General features: G+C 61.4%; 21 protein-coding genes and 2 tRNA genes. 13 read left to right on the forward strand and 10 right to left on the reverse strand.

Translation table 11 applies throughout. The annotated features are described in order from the left end of the window. Positions 1–130: 130 nt before the first annotated feature. The 3 genes from ACSQ22_RS00005 to ACSQ22_RS00015 all read right to left on the reverse strand — a co-directional run bounded on the left by ACSQ22_RS00005 (position 131) and on the right by ACSQ22_RS00015 (position 3,587). On the reverse strand, positions 131–2,077 hold the full coding sequence (locus tag ACSQ22_RS00005) for a hypothetical protein (protein WP_436129037.1): 1,947 nt from the start codon (positions 2,075–2,077) through the stop codon (positions 131–133). A 54-nt stretch (positions 2,078–2,131) separates the two neighbouring features. Further along, positions 2,132–2,527, reverse strand: coding sequence for a GtrA family protein (locus ACSQ22_RS00010; protein ID WP_436129038.1), 396 nt, complete (start codon positions 2,525–2,527; stop codon positions 2,132–2,134). Positions 2,528–2,633: 106 nt separating this feature from the next. Next, entirely contained in the window at positions 2,634–3,587 is a 954-nt protein-coding gene (locus ACSQ22_RS00015; protein WP_082437676.1) for a glycosyltransferase family 2 protein, read from the reverse strand. Between the two features lie 566 nt (positions 3,588–4,153). Between ACSQ22_RS00015 and thrS the strand changes: the two genes are divergently transcribed. The 10 genes from thrS (at position 4,154) to ACSQ22_RS00065 (ending at position 12,760) form a co-directional block, all read left to right on the forward strand. Further along, a complete protein-coding gene (thrS, locus tag ACSQ22_RS00020; RefSeq protein WP_436129039.1) occupies positions 4,154–6,073 on the forward strand; it encodes a threonine--tRNA ligase in 1,920 nt (639 codons plus the stop codon). A gap of 80 nt (positions 6,074–6,153) precedes the next feature. Further along, positions 6,154–6,762, forward strand: coding sequence for a translation initiation factor IF-3 (gene infC, locus ACSQ22_RS00025; protein WP_082437675.1), 609 nt, complete (start codon positions 6,154–6,156; stop codon positions 6,760–6,762). 182 nt (positions 6,763–6,944) lie between these two features. Then, entirely contained in the window at positions 6,945–7,148 is a 204-nt protein-coding gene (rpmI, locus tag ACSQ22_RS00030; protein WP_055402683.1) for a 50S ribosomal protein L35, read from the forward strand. A gap of 24 nt (positions 7,149–7,172) precedes the next feature. After that, positions 7,173–7,532, forward strand: coding sequence for a 50S ribosomal protein L20 (gene rplT / locus ACSQ22_RS00035; protein ID WP_121420463.1), 360 nt, complete (start codon positions 7,173–7,175; stop codon positions 7,530–7,532). Positions 7,533–7,643: 111 nt separating this feature from the next. Continuing rightward, positions 7,644–8,696, forward strand: coding sequence for a phenylalanine--tRNA ligase subunit alpha (gene pheS, locus ACSQ22_RS00040; RefSeq protein WP_228897934.1), 1,053 nt, complete (start codon positions 7,644–7,646; stop codon positions 8,694–8,696). A 125-nt stretch (positions 8,697–8,821) separates the two neighbouring features. Continuing rightward, complete coding sequence (pheT, locus tag ACSQ22_RS00045; RefSeq protein ID WP_436129040.1) at positions 8,822–11,269, forward strand: phenylalanine--tRNA ligase subunit beta; 2,448 nt, start codon at positions 8,822–8,824, stop codon at positions 11,267–11,269. A 25-nt stretch (positions 11,270–11,294) separates the two neighbouring features. Beyond that, complete coding sequence (locus ACSQ22_RS00050; RefSeq protein ID WP_035198379.1) at positions 11,295–11,621, forward strand: integration host factor subunit alpha; 327 nt, start codon at positions 11,295–11,297, stop codon at positions 11,619–11,621. 97 nt (positions 11,622–11,718) lie between these two features. Continuing rightward, positions 11,719–12,159 (forward strand): MerR family transcriptional regulator, encoded by a 441-nt coding sequence (locus ACSQ22_RS00055; RefSeq protein ID WP_055402676.1) that lies wholly within the window; start codon positions 11,719–11,721, stop codon positions 12,157–12,159. A 30-nt stretch (positions 12,160–12,189) separates the two neighbouring features. Continuing rightward, positions 12,190–12,266: transfer RNA gene (locus ACSQ22_RS00060), tRNA-Pro, on the forward strand. Positions 12,267–12,460: 194 nt separating this feature from the next. Further along, positions 12,461–12,760: a single-stranded DNA-binding protein gene (locus tag ACSQ22_RS00065; protein ID WP_218300046.1), complete on the forward strand. Its 300-nt coding sequence runs from the start codon at positions 12,461–12,463 to the stop codon at positions 12,758–12,760. Between the two features lie 98 nt (positions 12,761–12,858). Here the strand turns inward: ACSQ22_RS00065 and ACSQ22_RS00070 are convergent, their stop codons facing one another. Beyond that, positions 12,859–13,062, reverse strand: coding sequence for a hypothetical protein (locus ACSQ22_RS00070; protein WP_082437674.1), 204 nt, complete (start codon positions 13,060–13,062; stop codon positions 12,859–12,861). 644 nt (positions 13,063–13,706) lie between these two features. Between ACSQ22_RS00070 and nirB the strand changes: the two genes are divergently transcribed. From nirB to ACSQ22_RS00085, 3 genes are read left to right on the forward strand one after another with little or no spacing between them, the layout of a single operon-like run. Then, positions 13,707–16,250, forward strand: a complete 2,544-nt coding sequence (gene nirB, locus ACSQ22_RS00075) for a nitrite reductase large subunit NirB (protein WP_436129041.1) — start codon at positions 13,707–13,709, stop codon at positions 16,248–16,250. Between the two features lie 12 nt (positions 16,251–16,262). Further along, positions 16,263–16,628 (forward strand): nitrite reductase small subunit NirD, encoded by a 366-nt coding sequence (gene nirD, locus ACSQ22_RS00080; RefSeq protein WP_228897937.1) that lies wholly within the window; start codon positions 16,263–16,265, stop codon positions 16,626–16,628. Positions 16,629–16,687: 59 nt separating this feature from the next. After that, positions 16,688–17,995 (forward strand): nitrate- and nitrite sensing domain-containing protein, encoded by a 1,308-nt coding sequence (locus ACSQ22_RS00085; RefSeq protein WP_228897938.1) that lies wholly within the window; start codon positions 16,688–16,690, stop codon positions 17,993–17,995. 159 nt (positions 17,996–18,154) lie between these two features. Here ACSQ22_RS00085 and ACSQ22_RS00090 read toward each other — a convergent pair. The 6 genes from ACSQ22_RS00090 to ACSQ22_RS00115 all read right to left on the reverse strand — a co-directional run bounded on the left by ACSQ22_RS00090 (position 18,155) and on the right by ACSQ22_RS00115 (position 24,911). After that, positions 18,155–18,230: transfer RNA gene (locus tag ACSQ22_RS00090), tRNA-Thr, on the reverse strand. A gap of 11 nt (positions 18,231–18,241) precedes the next feature. Continuing rightward, positions 18,242–19,249, reverse strand: a complete 1,008-nt coding sequence (locus ACSQ22_RS00095) for a class 1 fructose-bisphosphatase (RefSeq protein ID WP_436129042.1) — start codon at positions 19,247–19,249, stop codon at positions 18,242–18,244. Positions 19,250–19,272: 23 nt separating this feature from the next. Continuing rightward, positions 19,273–22,029: an aminopeptidase N gene (pepN, locus tag ACSQ22_RS00100; RefSeq protein WP_436129043.1), complete on the reverse strand. Its 2,757-nt coding sequence runs from the start codon at positions 22,027–22,029 to the stop codon at positions 19,273–19,275. Beyond that, on the reverse strand, positions 22,013–22,687 hold the full coding sequence (locus ACSQ22_RS00105; RefSeq protein ID WP_055402639.1) for an HAD family hydrolase: 675 nt from the start codon (positions 22,685–22,687) through the stop codon (positions 22,013–22,015). The genes pepN and ACSQ22_RS00105 overlap by 17 nt, the downstream gene beginning before the upstream one ends. A gap of 9 nt (positions 22,688–22,696) precedes the next feature. Then, positions 22,697–23,801 (reverse strand): peptide chain release factor 2 gene (gene prfB, locus ACSQ22_RS00110; protein WP_121420455.1). Its coding sequence is split into 2 segments (ribosomal slippage): positions 22,697–23,719 and positions 23,721–23,801, totalling 1,104 coding nucleotides; the frame shifts between segments, so codons are not numbered across the junction. Positions 23,802–24,002: 201 nt separating this feature from the next. Then, positions 24,003–24,911 (reverse strand): alpha/beta fold hydrolase, encoded by a 909-nt coding sequence (locus ACSQ22_RS00115; RefSeq protein WP_436129044.1) that lies wholly within the window; start codon positions 24,909–24,911, stop codon positions 24,003–24,005. Between the last annotated feature and the right edge of the window lie 157 nt (positions 24,912–25,068).

The following is a 25,068-nucleotide window of genomic DNA, read 5'->3' on the forward strand; positions in this document are numbered from 1 at the left end:
CAGCAAGAAAAAAAGCCACCCCTTGGGGTGGCTTTTTTCCGTCTCTCTTTTTCGTCTGGTGTTGGACGCATCGGGGCCGGGCGGTACGCGCACATGGGCTTTGCGTGGTCTTTCCGGGGAGTTCGCCCCCTCAGTGCGCAGTGATGGGACGGGTAATTGCCGAAACGTCGCAGTCCAGTGGGCCCAGCGTCGACGAAATGGTGGCGCCGTAGACTTGGCTTGCGGGCATGGTCAGTGTCCACTCCAGATCGTAGTAGTTGGAACCAAGGTACCGGGCATGCGCGGTGGTCAGGGGTTTTTTGTACTCGGCGCCCTGCACCTTCCAATGGGCCTGTTGTTCGATGGGGTAGTCCCTGCCGCACCGCAAGGCAACACGCACGATGGTTTCTGGCGCAGGCGGGAGGGTGAGGGTCAGGCCTTCTGCGAGTCGTGCTGGCAGGAAGGTCATGTAGTCCATCTTTTTGTTGGACAGGACATTGTTTTCTGCCTTGCCATTGACCAGCGCACCAGTGTTGCGGACTGCATAAATCGCGCTGGCGCCTACTGTGGTCATGGCCTGCAAGCCTTTGGTGAAGTCGAACCGGAGTGCATCCTGATCGTTGGCGATGAAATAAAGGGTCTGCGAAACCTGCCCCGTCGTAGCCGGAGAGGGGCAAGGCGCGTCGAGCGTCCGGTTGACGGCGTTGCCCATCACCATGGGGTCCAGGCCGATGACTTGGTCCTGGCAAATCCCTCGGCTCGACAGGCCGTCGCGCATCGCATGCAGGTACTTGAATGTGTACCCCGGAATCTTGTATTCCAGGGGTTCGAGTTTGGGGAAAAACAGCGACGCGAGCAGGAGATCGTATTTGCCCCTTTTCTCGAACTGAAGGTAAAGGTTCAGATGGGCGACGACAACGAGGACCAAGGATGTTGTGGCTAGGGCATTGAAGTGCCCGGTCGAAAGTGACGCTTTTTCGCTGGCGCGCGCCAAACCATAGGCCGCCAATACTGCAAGCCACGGGTGCACCACGTCCAGGTGCCAAAAAGCGCCCTGGCTTAGAAAAGCCATGGAAACGATGAACCACAGCACCGTGGTGAGCAATATCCAGCGGAGGGCCCGCTCTTTTGCTGCAAAGACGATGCCCAGCAACACCCCTCCCAGCATCAGAGTCAGGTGAAAGGCCGTCAGTGCGCCCAGTCCACTGATGGCCGGCTGGATGCTCTCAATGGCGCTGTAGGGCATCAGGAAAACGTCACGCCATTTGTCCATGTCCAACAGATTGCTGAGCCAGCCATGGCCGGAGGCTGTGGCGGCCGACGCAGGCGCGGGCGCGGGCGACAACAGCTTCGAGACGGCCCCTGATTGGCTTCCCCACACGGCTGTCATCCCTGCAATGAGGAGCAGGGAAGCCAGCGTTCTACGGTTCAGGAGAACCTGGTAGTTCAGCACTGCGTAGGCTCCCAGGCCCAGCAACAATGGCGCTGCAGAGGGGTGGATTTGTACAAGCAGGAATGCCGCCAGCGGAAGCAACAGCCCATCGTGACGGTGCTGTTGCGCAAGGCTGATGAACAACCCCAGGACCACATTGCTCAATGTCATCACCAGAGCAGGATTCCAGGCGCTGTGGGTGTAGAAAGACGCAAAGACGGGGAATGCCAGCACTGCATAGGCAAGTGCACATCTGGAACCCAACTGTGCGTGGATGACGCGGAGCAAATACCAGACCGACAGCGCAAACAGAGCGCCGAATGTGATGAAGATCGCAGCCTCGGTGTCCCTGATCAGAAGGGGCAGGGCGAGCAGGTAGTAAAAACCTGGCGGCAGGTTGAAACGTTCCCCGAACAGCGGAGGACCATTGAGCGGCCATTCCTGGTGATGGATCAGTCTGCGTGCAATTTCCACGTCACGGATCTGGTCAGGGCCGTGGAATGTAATGTCAAAGAAGTAGACCTGTATGGCCCCCAGGATGGCGACAAAGATCAGCGCTATCCAGTAGCTTGATGTTCGCTGGCGGGTCATCAAAGCGGCTGTCTGCATGTCTACCTTTTTGATCGTCTTGTTGCCGGGGGCTGCGCCCTGTTCCTCGAAGGGCAAGAGAGCCCAAGACCCCTGTTGCGCGGGGTGTGATGGGCCGTTGCCAGAGCTTGTCTAGGGCACGTCCGAGGTCTTGTGCGTGAAGGTCCAGGCGTTGTTGAGAAGGAAATTGTTCAGTGCCACGGCGCCCACGGCTACGAACGCCCCCCAGCCGTACCACAGGCCCAGAAAATCCGTGAACAGCTTGATGATGAGGATGTTCAGCCCCAGGCCGATCAGCGACACGATGCAGTACCTCATCAGCGACGCCCAGTAGCTGCCAACGTATCCAAAGGTCCAGATCCTGTTCATTCCGTAGGAGATCAGCAGTGCAAATACAAACCCTGTGGTGGTGGCAACGACCGGCCCTGTTAAGCCAAGCTCCACCATCAGGAACAGGGTGGACATGTGCACTACGGCACCGATAACACCCACAACGCCATAGCGAAGCAGTTTGGAAAAGGAGGGCATGAGGGCAGTGGTGAATGTGAAATAGCGGTGCCGTGACCCCCGCGTGGTGGAGAAAGAAGGGTCAGTGCGCCATGGAGCGCTCAGGCGTGCGGCCTGCGTTGCCGGATCAAGGGCTGGCGGGGTTGTCGGGTTGGTTCAGAGGCAGCTTCTGGGAGACGATGTAGCGGGGTCGTTGTTTGACCTCGTCATAGATGCGCGCGAGATACTCCCCGATGATTCCGAGGCCAATCATCAGTGAGCTGCCGATGATCAGTAGCAGCAAGATGACGGTGGTAAAGCCGTTGATCGCCGCTCCCGACAACTTCATATACACCGTGTGCATCCCCAGCATGACGGAAAATGCGAAGAAGAGCACACCAAAGATTGTGATCAGGTGCAGTGGAAAAGTGCTGAAACTTGTGACGGCAACGGCCGCAAGGCGAATCAGGCCAAAGACAGACCATCCCGAATCTCCAGCGATGCGGGGCTCCACCTCGAAGGGGATCTGCGTAGACCGGAACCCCATCCAGCTGATCATGCCGCGAAAGAAGACGTTGCGTTCTTTCATCGTGCGATACGCCTCGATGACCCGTTGATCAAGCAGTTTGTAGTCGGACGCGCCGTTCAAGTCGTGGCCGGAGAACGCCCGCAAAATAAGATAAAACAGTTTTGCCCTTGCAGCAGAGAGGCTGGATTCGTCGCCCCGGCTGGATTTGACCGCTTCCACGATGTCGAACTCGCCAGTGCGCCAGGTTTCGATCATGGTCGGGAGCAGGGAAGGAGGGTGCTGCATGTCGCCGTCCATGATGATCACCGCCTTGCCTCGTGCCGCCTCCAGGCCTGCCGACACCGCCGCTTCCTTGCCAAAATTGCGACTCAGACGCAGACCCCGCAACCGGGCCATGGTTTGAGAGATAGCGGTAATTTCATTCCATGTGTTGTCTTTGGACCCATCATCCACCACCACGATTTCCCAGGTGGAGGCTGACACAGCCAGAAATTTCTCGACCTCCCGCAAGGTGAAGCGGATGCCGGCTTCTTCACAATAGACAGGGATGACAACGGAAATCTCAGGGTGCATAAACATTCTCATAAAGCCGATCCTGGCCGAAGATCAGCTACGAGCCAGTGTGGGGGGGGTACCGAAGTGCTGCCTTGGGGTGTGGCTGCGCAATCGGTGCTAGCGGGGTGCTGTTGCTTGACGCCCGTGTTACCGGGACGCCTGGCTTGGTGACGCCCTAGTGCAGGACTTTCTCACATTTCGACGCACCGACTGTAGTTGCCAGATTGACTACCGCCAAAAATCATCGCACAGTTTTGCTCATGGGGCGGGCGTGTTCATGGGTGCTCCAGTTGTGTAAGCGAAACGTCTTTGATGATGTGCGCAAGCGCGTTGTCTGGGCAATCGATCCCGGGGCGGGGGTAAAATGCCAAAAATTCCACTTACAAGAGCGAGAAAGGCAATCTGGTTATGACACCGCGAACTACATCGGAGATGTTGACTGGCCGTTAAGGCTGGCTGTTCGCGCCTGCACGAGATTGCACTCCTCATCCAGAAAGCGCGGACCCGTTCCGCGCTTTTTTTTGTTTCTGGGCCTGGCGCGTGCCCGCATCCATTGCACTGATTGAAAAGAAAGAGTTACTCCCATGATTCACATCACGCTTCCTGATGGCTCGCAGCGCGAATTCCCGGGTCCTGTCACGGTGGCCGAAGTGGCGGCCTCTATCGGCACCGGTCTGGCCAAGGCGGCTCTGGCCGGCAAGATTGACGGCAAGGTGGTGGACACCAGTTACCAGATCACGGCCGACAGCCCACTGTCCATCATCACGGCCAAGGATGCCGATGGCCTGGAGGTCATTCGCCACTCCACAGCCCACTTGCTGGCCTATGCCGTCAAGGAGCTGTTCCCGGAAGCCCAGGTGACCATCGGCCCGGTGATCGAGAACGGTTTCTTCTACGACTTTGCGTACAAGCGCCCCTTCACGCCTGAGGACCTGGTGGCCATCGAAAAGCGCATGGCCGAACTCGCCGCCAAGGACGAGCCCGTGGTACGCCGCGTTCTGCCGCGCGACGAGGCCGTGGCCTATTTCAAGGACCTGGGCGAGCACTACAAGGCCGAGATCATTGCGAGCATCCCCAGCAATGAAGACGTGAGCCTGTACCGCGAAGGCAATTTCGAAGACCTATGCCGTGGCCCCCATGTGCCCAGCACGGGCAAGCTGAAGTTCTTCAAGCTTATGAAGGTAGCGGGCGCCTACTGGCGTGGCGACCACCGCAACGAGATGCTGCAGCGTATTTATGGCACGGCCTGGACTTCCAAAGAAGAACTGCAGCAGTACCTCACCATGCTGGAAGAGGCCGAAAAGCGCGACCACCGCAAGCTGGGGCGTGAACTGGACCTGTTCCACATGGATGAGCATTCGCCCGGCACCGTGTTCTGGCACCCCAAGGGCTGGGCTTTGTGGCAGGAGGTGGAACAGTACATGCGCCGCGTCTATCGCAATAACGGCTACCAGGAGGTGAAGGGTCCGCAGATCCTGGACAAGAGCCTGTGGGAGAAAACGGGCCACTGGGACAAGTACCGCGACAACATGTTCACGACCGAGTCGGAAAAGCGCGAGTACGCGCTCAAGCCGATGAACTGCCCCGGCCACATCCTGATCTACAAGCAGGGGATCAAGAGCTACCGCGACCTGCCATTGCGCTACGGCGAGTTCGGTGCCTGCCACCGCAATGAGCCCACGGGCGGCCTGCACGGCATCATGCGCGTGCGCGGCTTCACGCAGGATGACGGGCACATTTTCTGTACGGAAGAGCAGGTGCTGGAAGAGTGTGCCAACTACACGGCGCTGGTGCAGAAGGTCTACAAGGACTTTGGCTTTACCGACATCATCTACAAGGTGGCCACACGGCCCGAGGCGCGCATTGGCACGGACGAATCGTGGGACCGCGCGGAGAAGGCGCTGATGGATGGCCTGCGCCATTCGGGTTGCGAGTTCGAGATTGCCGAAGGTGAGGGAGCGTTCTATGGTCCGAAGATCGAGTACACGCTCAAGGACGCGCTGGGCCGCCAATGGCAGTGCGGCACGATGCAGATCGACCCCAATCTTCCTGAGCGTCTGGACGCCGAATACGTGGCCGAAGACGGCAGCCGCAAGCGCCCACTGATGCTGCATCGTGCGACTGTGGGCAGCATGGAGCGGTTCATTGGGATGCTGATCGAACACTATGCGGGGGCATTCCCTGTCTGGCTCGCTCCGGTGCAGGTTGCGGTGCTCAACATCACCGACGCACAGGCTGATTACTGTCGCGAAATTGCCGCAAAGCTGCAAAAAGCACTGCCAAATCAAGACCTTAGGGTGGCGGTCGATCTGCGCAACGAAAAGATTACGTATAAAATACGTGAGCATTCGTTGCAAAAGCTGCCGTACATCCTTGTCGCGGGCGACAAGGAAAAGGCCGCAGGAGCCGTCGCAGTGCGCGGCCGGGGCAATCGTGACCTCGGCGTGATGTCTGTTGAAGCGTTCGCTGAGCTGATCGCCCAAGACATTGCCACCAAAGCCTGATTTTTAGTGAAAACATGCTTCGGCGCCTGCCATGTGTACGGTTGTAGCTACAAAGTTTGTAGTATTTTGATTGAAGGAAGATAGCCATCGCTACTGAATTTCGTGATCGTCGCCACCGTGAAGAGCGCAAGCACCGCCTGAACCGTGAAATCATGGCTCCGGAGGTCCGTCTTTCGGGTCCTGATAACGAGCCTTTGGGTGTTGTCAGTCTGATGGAAGCCCTGCGCATGGCGGGCGAGTTGGATGTGGATCTGGTGGAGATCGCCGCTACGGCGAACCCTCCAGTGTGCCGCCTCATGGACTACGGCAAGTTCAAGTACCAAGAGCAAAAGCGTGCGGCGGAAGCCAAAGCCAAGCAAACGGTCATTGAGATCAAGGAAGTCAAGTTCCGTCCGGGCACGGACGATGGCGACTACAACATCAAGATGCGCAACATCCGCCGTTTTCTGGCGGATGGCGACAAGTGCAAGATCACGCTGCGATTCCGGGGGCGCGAAATCACGCACCAAGAACTGGGCTTGGCTTTGCTGAACCGGATTCGTGACGAATTGGCAGACAGTATCATCATCGAGCAGTTTCCCAAGCTGGAAGGCCGCCAGATGATCATGATGATTGCCCCGGGCAAGAAAAAGCCTGCTGGTGCCAAGCCAGCAGCAGAGGTTGCTCCGGCAACGGGCACCGCGGCCTGAAGTTGTGCGGGTTGGTATGAGATTTTGAACCCTGCTCCGTCATCGGAGCAGGGTTCGAAAAGGCAGTGTTTCGGCACTGCTGAGCGAAGGGTGCGAACCCTTCGATAAAAGTGGCTCGGGGCCAACAAGTTTGCAGATCGGTTTGCAAACGCCTCACGAGCACAAACAAAAGGAGCATTCACATGCCCAAAATGAAGACCAAGAGCAGCGCGAAAAAACGTTTCCGCGTTCGTCCCGGTGGCACCGTCAAGCGCGGTCAAGCCTTCAAACGTCACATCTTGACCAAGAAGACCACCAAGAACAAGCGCCACCTGCGTGGTGCAGTTGCTGTGCATGAGACCAACATGGGCTCGATCGCACAAATGCTGCCCAGTGCTGGCCTTTAATAACGACGAACAAGGAGTACATACATGCCTCGCGTCAAACGTGGTGTAACGGCCCGTGCCCGTCACAAGAAAGTTCTCGCCCTTGCCAAGGGCTTCCGTGGTCGCCGCGGTAATGTCTACCGTATCGCCAAACAGGCGGTAATGAAGGCTGGGCAATATGCCTACCGTGACCGCCGCACCAAGAAGCGCGTGTTCCGCCAGTTGTGGATCGCCCGTATCAACGCCGCTGCCCGTGAACTGGGCCTGACCTACAGCCAGTTCGCCAACGGCCTGAAGAAGGCATCCATCGAGATCGACCGCAAGATGCTGGCCGACCTCGCCGTGCACGACAAGGCTGCCTTTGGCAGCATCGTGAACCAAGTCAAGGCCAAGCTGGCTGCTTGAGATCACGATGAGCGGCTATCGTTCTGATAGCTGCTTGCGCAATAACAGCAAGGGCTAGAGCTTGAAAAGGCGCTAGCCCTTGTTTATTTTTCACGAGCGATAAAGAGTCGTATGAACGAGTTGGATTCCCTGGTCGAGAGCGCGACGCAACTGTTTGCCCAAAGCGCCACCCCCGCTGATCTGGAAAACGCCAAGGCGCAGTTTCTGGGCAAGTCGGGCCGCGTGACCGAGCTGATGAAGGGCATGGCGCAGCTGTCCGTCGAGGAAAAAAAATCCCGTGGCGCAGCCATCAATGTGGCCAAGCAAGCCATTGAAGCCGCACTGACCGCACGCCGCCAGGCGCTGGCCGACGCAGAATTGCAGCTTCAGCTCAAGGCCGAGGCATTGGATGTGAGCCTGCCAGGCCGCCAGCGCGGGCAGGGTGGTCTTCACCCGGTGTCCCTTACGCTTGAACGCATCCAGGGCATCTTTGGCTCCATGGGTTTTGACGTCGCCGAAGGCCCCGAGATCGAAACCGACTGGTTCAACTTCACCGCATTGAATACGCCGGAAGACCACCCTGCGCGGTCCATGCATGACACGTTTTATGTCGAGGGCGGCACTGCCACTGCCCCCAACCTGCTGCGCACGCACACCAGCCCCATGCAGATCCGCCACGCGGTGCAGCATGTCAAAAAGCACCGTGCCGCGCTGGATGCCGGCCAAGCGATGCCCGAGATCCGCGTCATTGCGCCGGGCCGCACCTACCGGGTGGACAGTGACGCCACGCACTCGCCCATGTTCCACCAGTGCGAAGGCCTGTGGGTTGGCGAAAACGTGAGTTTCAAGGATCTGAAGGTCATCTTCACGGATTTTTGCCGCACGTTCTTCGAGAGTGACGACCTCGTGCTGCGCTTCCGTCCCAGCTTCTTCCCCTTCACGGAGCCCAGCGCTGAGATCGACATCCAGTTCCAGACGGGCCCATTGGCCGGCCGTTGGCTGGAGGTGGCAGGCTCGGGCCAGGTGCACCCCAACGTGGTGCGCAACATGGGCCTCGACCCCGAAAAGTACATCGGCTTTGCCTTTGGCATGGGACCGGACCGCCTGACCATGTTGCGCTATGGCGTGAACGACCTGCGCCTGTTCTTCGACGGCGACATTCGTTTCCTGTCGCAGTTCCAATAAAGCAAAAAAGTGAGCTGCTAGCGCTTGATTTCAATGGGTTTCATCGCCTTTTGACATTGAAATAAAGAACAGACAAGCGCAAGCAGCTATTTTTTTCAGAGCAAACGCCAAAGAATCTCTTCACTATGCAATTCCCTGAGTCCTGGTTGCGCGAATTTTGCAACCCACCGCTGACCACCCAAGAACTGGCCGACACGCTGACCATGGCGGGTCTGGAAGTTGAAGAATTGCGGCCCGTGGCGCCGCCTTTCACGAAAATTGTGGTCGGCGAAATCAAGGAAGCCGTTCAGCACCCGGACGCCGACCGCTTGCGCGTGTGCCAAGTGGACGTGGGGCAGGGGGCCTTGCTGAATATCGTGTGTGGTGCTCCCAACGCCCGTGTGGGCATCAAGGTGCCTTGTGCGCTGGTGGGGGCCGAACTGTCGCCGGGTGACGACGGCAAGCCGTTCCTCATCAAGGTGGGCAAGCTGCGCGGTGTGGAAAGCCAGGGCATGTTGTGCTCGGCGCGCGAACTCAAGCTGTCCGAGGACCATGGCGGTTTGCTCGAACTCGATGCTTCTGCGCCGGTGGGCCAGGACATCCGTGAACACTTGAACTTGGATGACACGCTGTTCACCCTCAAGCTCACGCCCAACCTAGCGCATTGCCTCAGCGTCTATGGGATTGCGCGCGAAGTGTCCGCACTGACCGGGGTGCCGCTGCAGCAACCCTCGTTCCCCGCCGTTGCTACCAAGCTTGCCGACCGGTTGCCGGTCAAGGTGAGCGCTCCTGACCTGTGCGGCCGCTTCTCCGGCCGCATCGTGCGCAACGTGAACACGCGGGCTGCCACGCCCCAATGGATGCTGGATCGCCTGGCCCGTTGCGGCCAGCGTGGTGTGTCGCCGTTGGTGGATATCTCCAACTACGTGATGTTTGAGCTGGGGCGCCCGTCTCACATTTTTGATCTGGACAAGATCCACGGCGGCCTGGATGTGCGCTGGGGCAAGCCCGGTGAACAGCTCAAGCTGCTCAACGGCAACACCATCACCGTGGACGACAAGGTGGGTGTGATCGCCGACGACAGCCAAGTCGAGTCGCTGGCCGGCATCATGGGCGGCGACGCCACGGCAGTTTCCGACGATACCCAGCACATTTACATTGAGGCCGCCTTCTGGTGGCCCAAGGCGGTGGCAGGGCGCTCGCGCCGCTTCAACTTCTCGACCGACGCAGGCCATCGCTTTGAGCGGGGTGTGGACCCGAGCCTGACAGTGGAGCACATCGAGCGCATCACACAGCTTGTGATTGATATCTGCGGTACGCCTGGCACGGTATGTGGCCCCATGGATGATCATGCGGTGAATCTGCCGGTACCCCGGCCGGTCGCACTGCGTGTCGCACGTGCGGCCAAGGTCATCGGTATGCCCCTCACCCAGGCGCAATGCGCTGATGCATTGCAGCGTCTGGGGCTGCCCGTGGTGCAGGGCGAGGGTACGCTCACCGTCACGCCACCGTCGTTCCGGTTCGACATCACGATCGAGGAAGACCTGATCGAAGAAGTGGCGCGCATGGTGGGTTACAAAAACCTCCCCACCACCCCACCGCTGGCGCCCATTACGCCCAAGTTGCCGGCCGAGGCCACGCGCAGCCCGTTTGCGGTGCGCCGTTCATTGGCAGGCCTGGGGTACCAGGAGACGATCAACTTCAGTTTTGTGGAAGAGCGCTGGGAGCACGAACTGGCCGCCAACACACAACCCATCAAGCTGCTGAACCCCATTGCGAGCCAGATGAGTGTGATGCGCTCTACCTTGCTGGGTTCTCTGCTACAAGTTTTGAAGTTCAACCTGGACCGCAAAGCACAGCGTGTGCGGGTGTTCGAACTGGGCCGCGTGTTCCTGCGCGACGCGAGTGTGCGCAACACGGACACCACCGTGGAGGGCTTTCATCAGCCTATGCGAGTGTCAGGCCTCGCGTATGGCCCGAACGACACCTTGCAATGGGGCCGCAAAGAGCAGGCTATCGATTTCTTTGACGTGAAGGGCGATGTGGAGGCGCTCCTGGCGCCTGTGGAGGCCATGTTTGAACCTGCGACCCATCCTGCCATGCACCCCGGCCGGTGTGCGCGCGTGCTGGTGAATGGGCGTGCCATAGGTTTTGTGGGCGAGTTGCACCCTCAGTGGCGCCAGTCGTGGGATTTGCCACAGGCGCCTGTGATGTTCGAGCTGGAGCTCGACGCCGTGCTGCAACGCGTAGTGCCCCAGTTCAAGCCAGTGGCCAAGCATCAGGCTGTTGAGCGTGATCTGGCCGTAGTGGTGGCCGAGCGCGTGACGCACGCCGACATCATGGGTGCGGTGGAGCAGGCCGTTCCCGATGGCATGCTGCGGTCTGCCGTGCTGTTTGACGTGTACCGGCCCAAGGCACTGCGTGCCGGTGAAGAGACCCCCGCAGGTGGCCTGGCTCCCGGCGAGAAGAGCCTGGCTGTGCGTCTCACTCTGGGGCGTGACGAGGCCACGCTCACAGAGGCCGAGATCGAGGCGGCGGTGCAAGCCGTGGTCGCACAGCTGGCGCAGCGTGCGGGCGCACGGCTGCGGATGTGACGATGTCCAAAGGGAGTGATAAATCATGATCGAATTCGCAGTCGAAAGCCTGGAGACCCCAGCGCTGACCAAGGCGCAGCTGGCCGATCTGCTGTTCGACCAAATCGGCCTGAACAAGCGCGAGTCCAAGGACATGATCGATGCGTTCTTTGACCTGATCTCCCAGAGCCTTGTGGAGGGCAAGGATGTCAAGTTGTCGGGCTTCGGCAACTTTCAGATTCGGACCAAGGCTCCACGACCTGGTCGTAATCCGCGCACGGGCGAGGCCATTCCGATCAAAGCGCGCCGGGTCGTGACGTTTCATGCCAGCAGCAAGCTCAAGGAGCAGATCCAGACGGCCGCTGCCTCGTGAATTTGTGCGCTTTTTGTGACCAGAATGTTGCCGATGGCTGGCGGTCTGTGCGCGTCTGCAGTACGCTAGTCGGCTGTTCGGTTTGAATCCACAACCCATGGGCACCCCGCTTCCTTCCATCCCTGCCAAGCGCTACTTCACGATTGGTGAGGTCGCGGAGTTGTGTGGCGTCAAGCCCCATGTTTTGCGCTATTGGGAGCAGGAGTTCACGCAGTTGCGTCCCATGAAGCGGCGCGGCAATCGGCGCTATTACCAGCACCATGAGGTGTTGATGATCCGCCGCATCCGCGATCTGCTGTACGACCAGGGGTTCACAATCAGTGGTGCACGCAATCGTCTGCAGGAGCTTGCGCATCCGGCCCGCGATGATTCCGGAACCGACGCTGCATTGAATGGTGATGGCCTGGATTCCCAGATGCCCAGCATGCTGGTGGATAGCGCGCGTGACCTTTCCATCGAGGCGATGGGGTTCACCCTGGACTCCAATGCGGTGCGCAAAGAATTATTTGAGATTCGTGCGCTGCTTTCTCTGAACTGAGGTTTTTTGTGCATATAATCTAAATCTTGTCGGCGTGTAGCGCAGCCTGGTAGCGCACTTGCATGGGGTGCAAGGGGTCGCGAGTTCGAATCCCGCCACGCCGACCATTGATAGCAAAAGCCCAGAACCGAAAGGTTCTGGGCTTTTTTGCTTGAGAGGGCGCTCAGAGGTATCCCTGAATGATTTGTGCCATGCCTCCTGACCGCTGCACTCTTAGGGCTTGTTGTGCGGGCTGGCCGCCAGGGAGCGCGCTGTGTGCTGATCGAAAACAGGTGATGGCCCGCCGGGGCGGAGGACTTTCATGATCGATGGACTCGTGGCCGGAAGGCTTTACGGTGATTCCGAGCAGCGTACCGACAAGGCTGGAAAGCCTTTCACTGTGGCCAAGGTGCGTGCAAACACGGCGGATGGCGAGTTGCTTTTTGTGAATGTGATTGCGTTTGAGGTGGGTGTTTGCGCTGCAATTCATCACCTGCGCGATGGGGATTCACTCGCGCTTTCGGGCAGCATCACACCGAGAGTCTGGACGGACAAGCAGGGCAACACCCGGCCTGCATTGGACATGGTGGCGCACCGTCTGCTTGCGCTCCACGGAGATTGAAACAGGACGCTGCTGAGTGGCGGACCTGAAGCGGGGCAACGGTGTATCCCTGTGGGTTTGGGCAACCGGCTTCAGGCGCTTGTGGGGCACCGCAGATATCAAGTCGGGCTTTGTGGCATGGATGTGGTTTTTATAAATCCCAGCGCTTTGAGTTCTTCTTCGTCCAGATGCAGCTCCGTCAATTCCGGTTGCCGTGCCTCCACGGCACGCCTGCGTTCGTAGTTACTGGGAGGGCCTTTTTCTGTTTGTCGGCGGTCCTGCCCGTTGCGTCTGTCGGTGTTGACTCTCCGGTCGGTGTTCATACTGGCGCTCATGCTGGTGGGGTCATGGGTATTGATGGGGGCTGGGGCTGTCGGTGCTTCATGAACGTGATGCTCGGTGGTTGCCAGTCGCCTCCGTCCTGCCGTGCCAGTCTGCCGGAGCTCGCTTTGTTTGGAAATGAAAAGATGACCGCAAGGCAAGGTGGGTTGCAAGGGTGACACTGCAGATGCTTTGGTGAATCGGAAGATTCCAAAGTGTCCACCGCCCAAGCCTTTGCCAAAGCCTGGCGACTCCAGTCCTTGCAGCTCGCTACCGGTATGGGTGATTGCCCTGATTTGGTGAGGTGCTGCACTGCATTGATGCATTCCGCCACCGGGCGGTACTCCAGAGAACGATCCGGTCAGCCCTACCTGGTCCGCCCACAGGGGCTTGGCATGGCCTCGGATGGTGCGGCATGAATATTGCGATCCCCTTCCGTGTCTGCTGGTGAAGCTGCCTGCGGACCGATCGATACCCTCCGCTAATGATGGCGGAACACCCGAGCGAGTTGCGGCTTTTTTTGCAGTCGCCCGCTTGGTAGTTCCAACCCACGCCCGTGGTTCCGCGGAGGGTGTGCTGTGCCGCTGGCATGGCACATCCTGCACCCCTCGAAACGGTTCCCCGGGTTCTTGCAGGATGAGCAAGCATGAAAATCGTTCTCATTGGCCACGGCATGGTCGGCCACAAGTTCCTCGAAAGTCTGGCCGAAACCGGCATGACTGGTGTCGAGGTCACCGTGCTGTGCGAGGAGCCGCGCCCTGCCTACGACCGGGTGCATCTGTCGGCCTTCTTCAGTGGCACCTCGGCCGATGAACTTTCGCTTGTCGAACCCGGCTTCTTCGAGCGCACCGGCTTCACGTTGCGCCTGGCCGCGCGCGCTGCATCGGTGGACCGTCGCATCCGCACCGTGACCACGGCGGATGGCGAAGTGCTCACCTACGACAAGCTGGTGTTGGCCACCGGCTCCAATCCCTTCGTGCCCCAGGTGCCCGGACGCGACCGCGATCACTGCTTTGTCTACCGCACCATCGAAGACCTGGAGGCCATGCAGGCCTCGGGTGCCAAATCGAAGACCGGCGTGGTCGTGGGCGGGGGGCTGCTGGGCCTGGAATGCGCGAAGGCGCTGCGCGACATGGGCCTCGAAACCCATGTGGTCGAGTTCGCTCCCAGGCTCATGGCTGTTCAGGTGGATGAGGGCGGTGGCCGCGTGCTGCGCGCCAAGATCGAAGAACTGGGCGTGCAGGTGCACACCGGCCGCAATACGCAGGAGATCACCGATGGCGCCCGCGCACGCCACCGCATGGTGTTTGCCGACGGCATCTGGCTGGAGACCGACATGATCGTGTTCTCCGCTGGCATCCGCCCACGTGACGAGCTGGCGCGCCAAAGCCTTCTGGCCATTGGCCCGCGCGGCGGTGTGGCCATCGACAGCGCCTGCCGTACCAGCGACCACGATGTCTACGCCATCGGCGAATGCGCCTCGTGGAACGAGCAGACCTTCGGCTTGGTCGCGCCCGGCTACGACATGGCGCGTGTGGCCGCCCGCCACATCGCGGGTGAGACCGACGCGGCTTTCGTCGGTGCGGACATGAGCACCAAGCTCAAGCTCATGGGCGTGGACGTAGCCAGCATTGGCGACGCGCATGGGAAAACGCCGCACAGCCGCACCTGCCAGTACGTGGACGAGCGTCGCCAGGTCTACAAAAAGATCGTCATCAGCGAGGATGGCAAGCAGCTGCTGGGCGCCGTGCTGATCGGCGATGCCTCCGAATACGGCACGTTGCTGCAGATGGCCCTGAACGGCATCACGCTCCCCGATGACCCCGAGTTCCTGATTTTTCCGTCCAGCGAAGGCAAGGCCAAGCCCGGACTGGGTGTAGAGGCGTTGCCTGATACGGCACAGATCTGCTCGTGCAATAACGTCACCAAGGGTGGCATCTGCGAGGCCGTGGGCAATGGGGCGTGCACCATTGCCGAGATGAAGGCCTGCACCAAGGCGGGTGCCACCTGCGGCGGCTGCGTGCCCCTGGTCACCCAGGTCATGAAGGCGGAAATGGCGCGCCGTGGCATGGCCGTGAACAACCACATCTGCGAGCACTTCGCTTACTCGCGCCAGGAGATCTACCACCTGGTGCGTGTGGGCCAGATCAAGAGCTTCGAGGACCTGCTGGCAAAGCATGGCAAAGGCATGGGCTGCGATATCTGCAAGCCCGTGGCGGCCAGTGTGTTCGCCTCGTGCTGGAACGAATTTGTGCTCAAGAAGGAGCTGGCCGGCCTGCAGGACAGCAACGACTACTTCCTGGGCAACATCCAGAAGGACGGCACCTACTCGGTGGTGCCACGCATGCCCGGTGGCGAAGTCACACCCGACGGCCTGATCGCCGTGGGCCAGGTGGCTAAGAAATATGGGCTGTACACCAAGGTCACGGGCGGTGCGCGCGTGGACATGTTTGGTGCGCGGGTGGAGCAGTTGCCGTTGATTTGGGAAGAGCTGATCGCCGCCGGTTTTGAATCCGGCCACGCCTACGGCAAGTCGCTGCGCACCGTGAAGAGCTGTGTGGGCTCCACGTGGTGCCGCTACGGAGTGCAGGACAGCGTGGGCTTGGCCGTGGAGCTGGAGAACCGTTACAAGGGCCTGCGTGCCCCGCACAAGATCAAGTTCGGCGTGTCGGGCTGCACGCGCGAATGCGCCGAGGCGCAGGGCAAGGACATTGGCGTCATTGCCACTGAAAAGGGCTGGAATCTCTACATCTGCGGCAACGGTGGCATGAAGCCACGCCACGCCGAGCTGTTTGCCTCCGACCTGACGAAGGAAGAACTGGTGCGCATGATCGACCGCGTGCTGATGTTCTACGTGCGCACGGCAGACCGGTTGCAGCGCACAAGCACCTGGCGCGAAAACCTCGAAGGGGGCCTCGACTATCTCAAGGACGTGCTGCAAAAAGACAGCCTGGGCCTGTGCGCCGAGCTTGAATCGCAGATGCAAAACGTGGTGAACACCTACCAGTGCGAGTGGAAGGCGGCCGTGACCGACCCCGAGACGCGCAAGCGCTTCCGCTCGTTCGTGAACAGCGACCAGGCCGATGAGAACGTGCTCTTCGTCGAAGAGCGCGGCCAGATCCGCCCGGCGCGCGCCGATGAGCGTGGCCCTGTGTCGGCCAGAGTGATCCCCATCCGCCAGGCGGCCTGAAAGGAATAGACCATGAGTGCACTCCCCATGAACAGCACCGATTCCCTCGACTGGACCGACATCTGTGCGGTGGATGACATCCTCCCCAACACCGGCGTCTGCGCCCTGGTCGCCGATCTCCACGTGGCGGTTTTCCGCACTGGCAGCGACCAGTTCTTCGCCATTGACAATGTGGATCCCAAGTCAGGCGCCAGTGTGCTGTCGCGCGGGCTGATCGGCAGCCTGAGCGGCCGCGTGGTGGTGGCTTCACCGCTGTACAAGAACCACTTTGACCTGCAGACGGGCGAATGCCTGGAAATGCCGGAGCATTCGGTTCGCACCTACAGCGTGCGTGCCGTACGTGGTCGTGTCAGCGTGGCTGGCGCGCCGGCAGCCTGACACAATCGCATCCACGTCGCGGCACTCCGGCTGCGCCCTAAACAACCCAGGAAACCTGCATGCCCGACCTCGCGGCGCCCTTGTCCGTATCGAACCTTGTCCTGCGTTCCAAGCAACTGGAGATTGATGCTGTGCGCCATCTGGCCAGTCGGGCTGAACTGGTGGATGTGATCGGGCAACTGATCCAGGGCCTGCAGCGCGAGCGGGGCGCGTCAGGGGCCTTCCTGGCCTCCAAGGCAAAGCGTTTTGCCGACATGCGCCTGCGGGTGGTCGAAGAGGTGGGCCCCTTGGAGGCCCGGCTGCGTGAAGTGTTTGCTCAGCACATCGAGCCTGCACAGGGCGCCACTGCCAAGGCGCTGTCGCTGATGGCATGGGCGCTGCTCGGGATGGAGTCGTTGCCAGCGCTGCGCACCCAGATCGAACGCCAGGCAATGAGTGCCAACGATTCTGTCGCCGCATACAGCCACCTCATTGCAGGGCTGATCGAGTTGGTCTTCCATGTAGCCGATGCGGCGGGTTTGCCCAGCGTGTCTCGCCTGCTGGTGGCGTTGCTGCACCTCGTGCAAGCGGAGGAGGAGGCGGGCCAGGAGCGGGCTTTGGGAGCCTTGCTGTATGCCTCCGGCCGCAGCAACGAAGCGCACCAGCAGCGTGTGATTCACCTCATCGATGCGCAGGAGCGTAGCCTGCGTGTCTTCGCCGAGTTCGCCGAGCCAGAACTGCGCGTGCGATGGGAGCAACAACAGCTATCTCCCGGTGTGGCCAAGTTGGAGCGCTTGCGCCGAACGCTGTGTGTGGCTCGGCCAGACGCTGCGCTGGACGGCGATCTCAGTGACATCTGGTTCGATGTTTGTTCCGAGCGCATCAATGCGCTGTGGCACCTCCAGGTCGATTTGGTCAAACGCTTGCGGGCGGACTGCGAGGCGCGCATCCTCGAAGCTCAGCAAGACCTTCAGGACTCCAAAGGCCTGCTGCGCGGACTGCGCGACAACCCGCCGCAGCGTACGCATGCCGTGGATCGGTTTTTTGACATGGCACTGGCGCCCACTGTAGTGCCAGCACCTCCGGGTGGCGCCCAAGCGGGGGAACCCGCATCTCTCATGGAGCTGCTGCAGACCCAGACGGCCCGCATGGCCAGCATGGAAGCAGAGCTGGATGCTGCGCGCCGCACGCTCAACGAGCGCAAGGTCATAGAGCGCGCCAAAGGAGTGTTGATGGCCCGACTTGGCATGAACGAGGAGGTCGCCTTCAGAGTGTTGCAAAAAACCTCGATGGACCAGAACCGCCGCCTGCTGGAGGTGGCTGAGGCCACGTTGTCGCTGCCGGACCTCGCATTCGCGCAACAGGGGCAGAGGGATCCCAAGCCCTGACCTTGGCTGGGCGCAGGATGATTGCGAGCCCTGCCTGGTCTTTTCGGTGGCGTTGCTGACCGGTGTCACAACGTTTACGCCACGATGGAGTGCGACAAGGATTTGCGCAGCAATCTTATGCAAAAAGCCCCTGACGCTTGCGGATCAGGGGCTTTCATTTGGTGCCGGAGAGATGAATCGAACACCCGACCTTCTCATTACGAATGAGCTGCTCTACCGACTGAGCTACACCGGCTTAGCCTCGAATTATAGCGTGGAATGGTAGCTGGTCACGCGCTCGACCTCATTTTTTGAGCCGAGGATCACGCTGACGCGTTCATGCAACTGCGTGGGCTGGATGTCCAGGATGCGTTGTTTGCCGTTGGTGGCGGCGCCGCCAGCTTGCTCGACCAGCCAGCCCATGGGGTTGGCTTCATACATCAGGCGCAGCTTGCCGGGCTTGTTGGGCTCGCGTTTGTCCCAGGGGTACATGAAGACGCCACCCCGGGTCAGGATGCGGTGTACATCGGCCACCATGCTGGCAATCCAGCGCATGTTGAAGTCCTTGCCGCGCGGGCCTTCCTTGCCTTGCAGGCATTCGTCGATGTAGCGCTTCACGGGCTCGTCCCAGTGGCGCATGTTGCTCATGTTGATGGCGAATTCCTTGGTGTCTTCGGGAATGCGCACGTTCTCTTCGGTTAGCACGAAGGAGCCTTGTTCGCGGTCGAGCGTGAACATGGCCACGCCGTCGCCCACGGTGAGCACCAGTGTGGTCTGCGGGCCGTAGATGCAGTAGCCCGCAGCCACTTGCGCGGTGCCGGGCTGCAGGAAGTCGCCGGCCTCCACGCCGCGGTCGTCGTCGGGCTTTTTCAGCACGCTGAAGATGGTGCCGATGCTCACGTTCACGTCGATGTTGCTCGAACCATCGAGAGGATCGAACAGCAGCAGGTATTCGCCTTGCGGATAGCGGTTGGGCACCAGGTAGATGCCGTCCATTTCTTCCGAGGCCATGGCCGCCAGATGGCCGCCCCATTCGTTGGCTTCGATCAGCACCTCGTTGGCGATGATGTCGAGCTTTTTCTGGATCTCGCCCTGCACGTTCTCGCTGCTGGCCGTGCCCAGCACGCCGCCCAGCGCGCCTTTGTTCACGGCGTGGCTGATGCTCTTACAGGCGCGTGCCACCACTTCCAGGAGTAGGCGCAGTTGCGAGGGGATGAGTCCGTCCACCCGTTGCTGTTCAACAAGGTAGCGGGTCAGGCTGATGCTTTTTGCCATGTCGGTCTCTTCTCGGTCGTGGTTTATTCGGCGAGTGCGCGGGTCACCACCTCGCGCACGTCGTTGGACAGATCCGGCTTGGCGGCTACGCGGGCAATGGCTTCGCGGGCGGCGCTGCGCCAGGGGTCTGCCAGCTTCTTCCAGCGGTCGAGCGCGCGCGCGAGGCGGGCAGCGACCTGCGGGTTGATGGCGTCCAGCTCGATCACACGGTCGCTCCAGAACACGTAGCCTGCGGCATCCGACCGGTGGAAGGCGCCGGGGTTTGCACTGCAGTAGCTGAAGATCACGCTGCGTGCGCGGTTGGGGTTCTTCAGGCTGAAGTCTGGATGCGCCATGAGCTGGCGCACTGCGGGCAGCACGTTGCCGCCACGGTCGGGCGCACCGGCCTGCAGCGCAAACCACTTGTCGATGACCAGGGGCTCGTCCTTGAACAGCGCATGGAAGCGGGCGAGGGCGGGTGTGGCCAGTTCGCTGCCGCTGGCCACCAGGGCAGTCAGGGCGTTGAAGCGGTCCGTCATGTTGGTGGCCACCTTGAAGCGTTGGTACGCCTTGCCGGGCCAGACCACGTCGCCCGTCTTCTGCGCGGCGATGCACAGCATGTGCAGCGCCAGCCCGCTGAGTGCGCGGCGGCCCGAGGACACAGGATCGGGGCTGTAGCCACCGGTGTCCTGGTTCTGCTCCCAGGCCGCTTCCCAGTCGGCCTGCAGCGACAGGGCCAGTTGCTCGCGCATGGCTTCGCGCACGGCATGGATGCGCTGTGGGTCCACCACCGCAAGCTGCTCTGCAATGTAGGTTTCGGATGGCAGCGTGAGCACCAGCTCCTTGAAGGCCGCGTCGAGCGCTGGGTTGCGCAGCACGCTGCGCATGGCATCCACAAATTCCGCAGCAAGAATTTGATGGTCAAATTGGCCGCTAGCGCTTGTCCCCATTGCGCTGTCAGCTATTGCATTGATAGCGGTGCGAAGCGCAAGGCGTTGCCCTGCTTCCCAGCGGTTGAAGGCGTCGGCGTCGTGCGCCAGCAGAGTGAGCAACTGCGCATCGGTGTAGTCGATGTCCAGCACCACCGGGGCGCTGAAACCGCGCAGCAGCGACGGCACCGGCTCGGCGTCCAGGTTGGTGTAGGTCAGGGTCTGCGATGCCTCGGTGAGCACCACCACGCGCGAGGTGGTGGGGGCTGCGCCTTCTGCAGCGCCGTCACCCGCGAGGTGCAAGGGCAGGGCGGCACCGGTGGTGGCATCGATCAGGCCCAGCTCGACCGGGATGACGAAAGGCTGCTTCTCGCTTTGGCCGGGCGTAGGGGCACAGCTTTGCGACAGTGTGAGCGCATAGCAGCGCGTGGCCGCGTCGTAGCGGCCCGTGGCGCGCACGCGGGGAGTGCCGGCCTGGCTGTACCAGCGCTTGAACTGGGCCAGATGCAGCGTGAGCGGGCTGCCTGGGTTGGCATCGGCGATGGCCTGCACAAAATCGTCGCAGGTCACGGCCTGGCCGTCGTGGCGCTCGAAGTACAGCTTCATACCCTTGGCAAAGCCTTCGCGGCCTACCAGGTTGTGCTGCATGCGCACCACTTCCGCACCCTTTTCGTAGATGGTGACGGTGTAGAAGTTGTTGATCTCGACGTAGCTGTCGGGACGCACCGGGTGGGCCATGGGGCCCGCGTCCTCGGGGAACTGTGCCGTGCGCAGCACGCGCACGTCTTCGATGCGCTTGACGGCGCGGGCCGAGGGGCTGCCCGCGAGGTCCATGCTGAATTCCTGGTCGCGGAAGACCGTGAGGCCTTCCTTCAGGCTCAGCTGGAACCAGTCGCGGCAGGTCACGCGGTTGCCCGTCCAGTTGTGGAAGTACTCGTGGCCCACCACGCTTTCGATGTTAGCGAAGTCGGTGTCGGTGGCCGTGGATTCGCTCGCCAGAACGTACTTCGTGTTGAAGATGTTCAGGCCCTTGTTCTCCATCGCGCCCATGTTGAAGTCGCTGGTGGCAACGATCATGAAGCGTTCCAGGTCCAGCGGCAGGCCGAAGCGGGCTTCGTCCCAGGCCACGCTGTACATCAGCGAGTTCATGGCGTGTTCGGTCTTGCCCAGATCGCCGGGGCGCACGTAGACCTGCAGCAGGTGGTCGGCGCCCGAGCGGCTCTTGATCTTCTGCTCGCGCGCCACCAGCTTGCCCGCCACCAGGGCGAACAGGTAGCAGGGCTTCTTGTGCGGGTCCACCCACTTGGCAAAGTGGCGGCCGTCTTCCAGCTCGCCGCTGTCCACCAGATTACCGTTGCTCAGCAGCACCGGGTACTGGGCCTTGTCGGCGCGCAGCGTGACGGTGTAGCTGGCCATCACGTCCGGGCGGTCCAGGAAGTAGGTGATGCGGCGAAAGCCCTCGGCCTCGCACTGCGTGAAGAAGGTGCCCTGGCTCACGTATAAGCCCATGAGCTGCGTGTTCTTGGCGGGGCAGCAGGTGGTGAAGATTTCGAGCGCAAAGGGCTCGGAGCCTTCAGGCAGGTTCTCCAGCACCAGGCGGGTGCCTTCCATCTTGAACGAGGTGCCCTGGCCGTTAACCAGCACACGTGCCAGGTTCAGGTCATCGCCATCGAGCTTGAGCGGCTGCGCCGCCACGTTGGGGTTGCGGCGCAGCGTCATGCGGTTCAGCACGCGGGTCTTGTTGGGGTCCAGGTCGAAGGTCAGCTCGACGCTGTCGATCCAGTAGGCGGGGGCCGTGTAGTCCTCGCGGCGGATGGCGGCGGCCGGGCCTGCGCCGTCTCCGCTTCCGTCTGCGCTATGCAGTTGCAACATGGATGCTCTCCAGAAAGTCGGTGTTCATGAGTTCGGTGTAGTCGCGCACGGCAGCCAGCACATGGGGCCCGGCCAGTTGTTCGGGCGTGTGGGTGCTGCAGATGGCCACGGCGCGCATGCCGGCGCGGCGTGCGGCCTCAATGCCAAAAGGCGCGTCTTCAAAAACGATGCAGTGCTCGGGGGCTGCCGCAATGCGGCGTGCCGCCTCCAGAAAGATGGCGGGCTGGGGCTTGCCAGGCAGGCCCTCGTCGCCGCGCACGATGGCCTGTGGGGCCGGTTCCAGGCCCAGGTGGCCCAGGGCGAATTCCACATTGCCGATGTCGCCCGCAGTACCCACTGCCACCTTGAGCCCGCGCGCACGCACCTGGGTTGCGAACTGGCGAAAACCCGCCACTTCGGAAAAGCGGGGGGCGAACAGTTCGCGGTAGATGGTTTCCTTTTCGTGCGTGAGCGCGTCGGCCTCGTCTTGCGACACGGGGCGCCCCAGCAGCTCCACGATGCACTCGGTGCCGTTGCGGCCCGTGGTGCGTGCCATGAGATCGGGCACGTCAATGTCCATGCCACGGCGGCGTGCAAACTCGACCCACGCCTGGGCGTGCCAGGGCATGGAGTCGATCATGGTGCCGTCCATGTCGAAGATGATGGCGTCGGTGCGCATCCGCATCGCTTAGACGCCTTGCTTCAACGAAGCTTCGATGAAGGCGTCCAGGTCGCCGTCGAGCACCTTCTGCGTGGCCGAGATTTCGACGTTGGTGCGCAGGTCCTTGATGCGGCTGTTGTCCAGCACGTACGAGCGGATCTGGTGGCCCCAGCCCACATCGGTCTTGGTGTCTTCCAGCTTTTGCTGCTCTTCCTGGCGCTTGCGCATCTCGTGGTCGTACAGGCGCGAACGCAGGCGTTGCCAGGCGATGTCGCGGTTGCCGTGCTGGCTGCGGCCGTCCTGGCACTGCACCACGATGCCCGTGGGGATGTGCGTCAGGCGCACGGCCGAGTCGGTCTTGTTGATGTGCTGGCCGCCCGCGCCCGATGCGCGGTAGGTGTCGGTGCGCACATCGGCCGGGTTGATGTCGATCTGGATCGAGTCATCAATCTCGGGGTAGACGAACAAACTGGCAAAGCTGGTGTGGCGGCCGCCCGACGAGTCGAAGGGGCTCTTGCGCACCAGGCGGTGCACGCCGGTTTCGGTGCGCAGCAGGCCATAGGCGTATTCGCCCTCAACTTTGATCGTGGCGCTCTTGATGCCGGCCACGTCGCCCGGGGTTTCTTCCTCGACCGTGGTCTTGAAGCCCTTGCGTTCGGCGTACTTGAGGTACTGGCGCAGCAGCATGCTCGCCCAGTCGCATGCCTCGGTGCCGCCGGCGCCGGCCTGGATGTCCACAAAGCAGTTGAGCGGGTCGGCCTCGTTGCTGAACATGCGGCGAAACTCCAGCTCTTCGATCAGCGGGCGCAGCTTGGCGGTTTCGGCCTCGATGGTCATGAGGCCCGGCTCGTCGCCTTCCTCCTTGCTCATCTCATACAGCTCGGCGTTGTCGGCCAGCTCGCGCGTGAGCTTGTCGAGCGTGACGACCACACTGGAGAGAGACTTTTGTTCCTTGCCCAGCTCCTGGGCCTTCTTGGGGTCGTTCCAGACCGCAGGGTCTTCCAGCGATGCGTTTACCGTGCGCAGGCGTTCAAATTTGGCATCGAAGTCAAAGATACCTCCGTAACTCTTGCGTGCGCAGAGCCAGGTCGCTGAGGGTGGTGCCGATGAGGTTGATGCGTTCTGCGTCCATGATTCTTGTCCTGAGTGTTCGGTGGAATAACCCGCGATTTTCTCATGGGATGGGCCACGGCCCCCTCAATGCCCCCTGGCTGGGCAACTGGACTGACAGAGGGCTTGCCAAACGGAGAATCTGTGGGGACAAAATTTCAAAAATGATAGCTGCTAGCGCTTGTTGGATAAGCGCTAGCGGCCAATTGGGATCAAATTCTGGCTACGCTTCGTTCAGGAACTGCTCCATGAGCTGCGCCACCTGCTCGGGCTGGTCGTGGTGCAGCATGTGGCCCGCGTCTGCGACGACAGCGGTGCGGCAGTTGCGCACATGGGTCAGGCGCTGGTGGTATTCGTCCAGCGTGTACCGGCCGTTCCACCACTGGCCCAGGCTGTCGCCGCTGGCCTCTATGGCCAGCACGGGAGCGGTAATGCGCTCGTAGATGGCCAGGGCTTCGTCCACGCGATACAGCTGGGCGCTGGTGATCTTGTGCGCAGGGTCGCCCAGGATCTCCCACAGGCCCTGCGCGTTGGGTCGCGCCCAGTGCTGGGCCAGCCATTGCGCCTTGTCTTCCGACAGTCGCGGGTTGGTCTTCATGAGGCGGCGCGCCACGCCATCGGCGCTGTCGTAGGTCTTGAGGTCCTTGTTGCCCCGGTGCAGCTGCTTGATTTCGTCGATCCATTGCGCATAGCGCGTGGGCGCCTGCGCGGGCCGCGTGGCGGGCAAGCCGAAGCCTTCGAGGTTGACCAGCTTGCGCACGCGTTCGGGCCGCACACCGGCGTACATCATGGCCACGTTGCCGCCCATGCTGTGGCCAACGAGGTCGATGGCCTCGCCGGGCGCGTAGTGGTCCAGCAGCAGGTCCAGGTCGGCCAGGTAGTCGGCAAAAAAGTAATGGTCGGCCTGCGCGCTGGACGTGAGCCCGAAGCCGCGCCAGTCGGGCGCGATGATGCGCCGCTCTTGCTGCAGCGCGTCCACCGTGAACTGGTAGGAGGCGCTCACGTCCATCCAGCCGTGCACCAGCACCAGCGTGGGCAGATGGCTCTGCTCAGGGCCCCAGTGGCGGACGTGGTAATCGAGGTGGCGCAATGGCAGCGTGCTGCTGCGGGAGGGCTTGAGGGCTTGGTACATGGAGAGAAGGGCAGGGCGGTCAGTGTGGGGTGGGGCTGCGCAGGTGGCTGCAAAGCACGCATCCGGTGTGGCGGCAATGTTACGTCGGGTGCCAGCCAGCCGTGGGGCGGGGCCTGTCGCCTAGGTGGCTCAAGGTAGTGAGGGCTGCGCAGGCAGC

It is taken from the genome of Acidovorax sp. LjRoot38 (assembly GCF_964252975.1).
GTDB lineage: Bacteria > Pseudomonadota > Gammaproteobacteria > Burkholderiales > Burkholderiaceae_C > Acidovorax > Acidovorax facilis.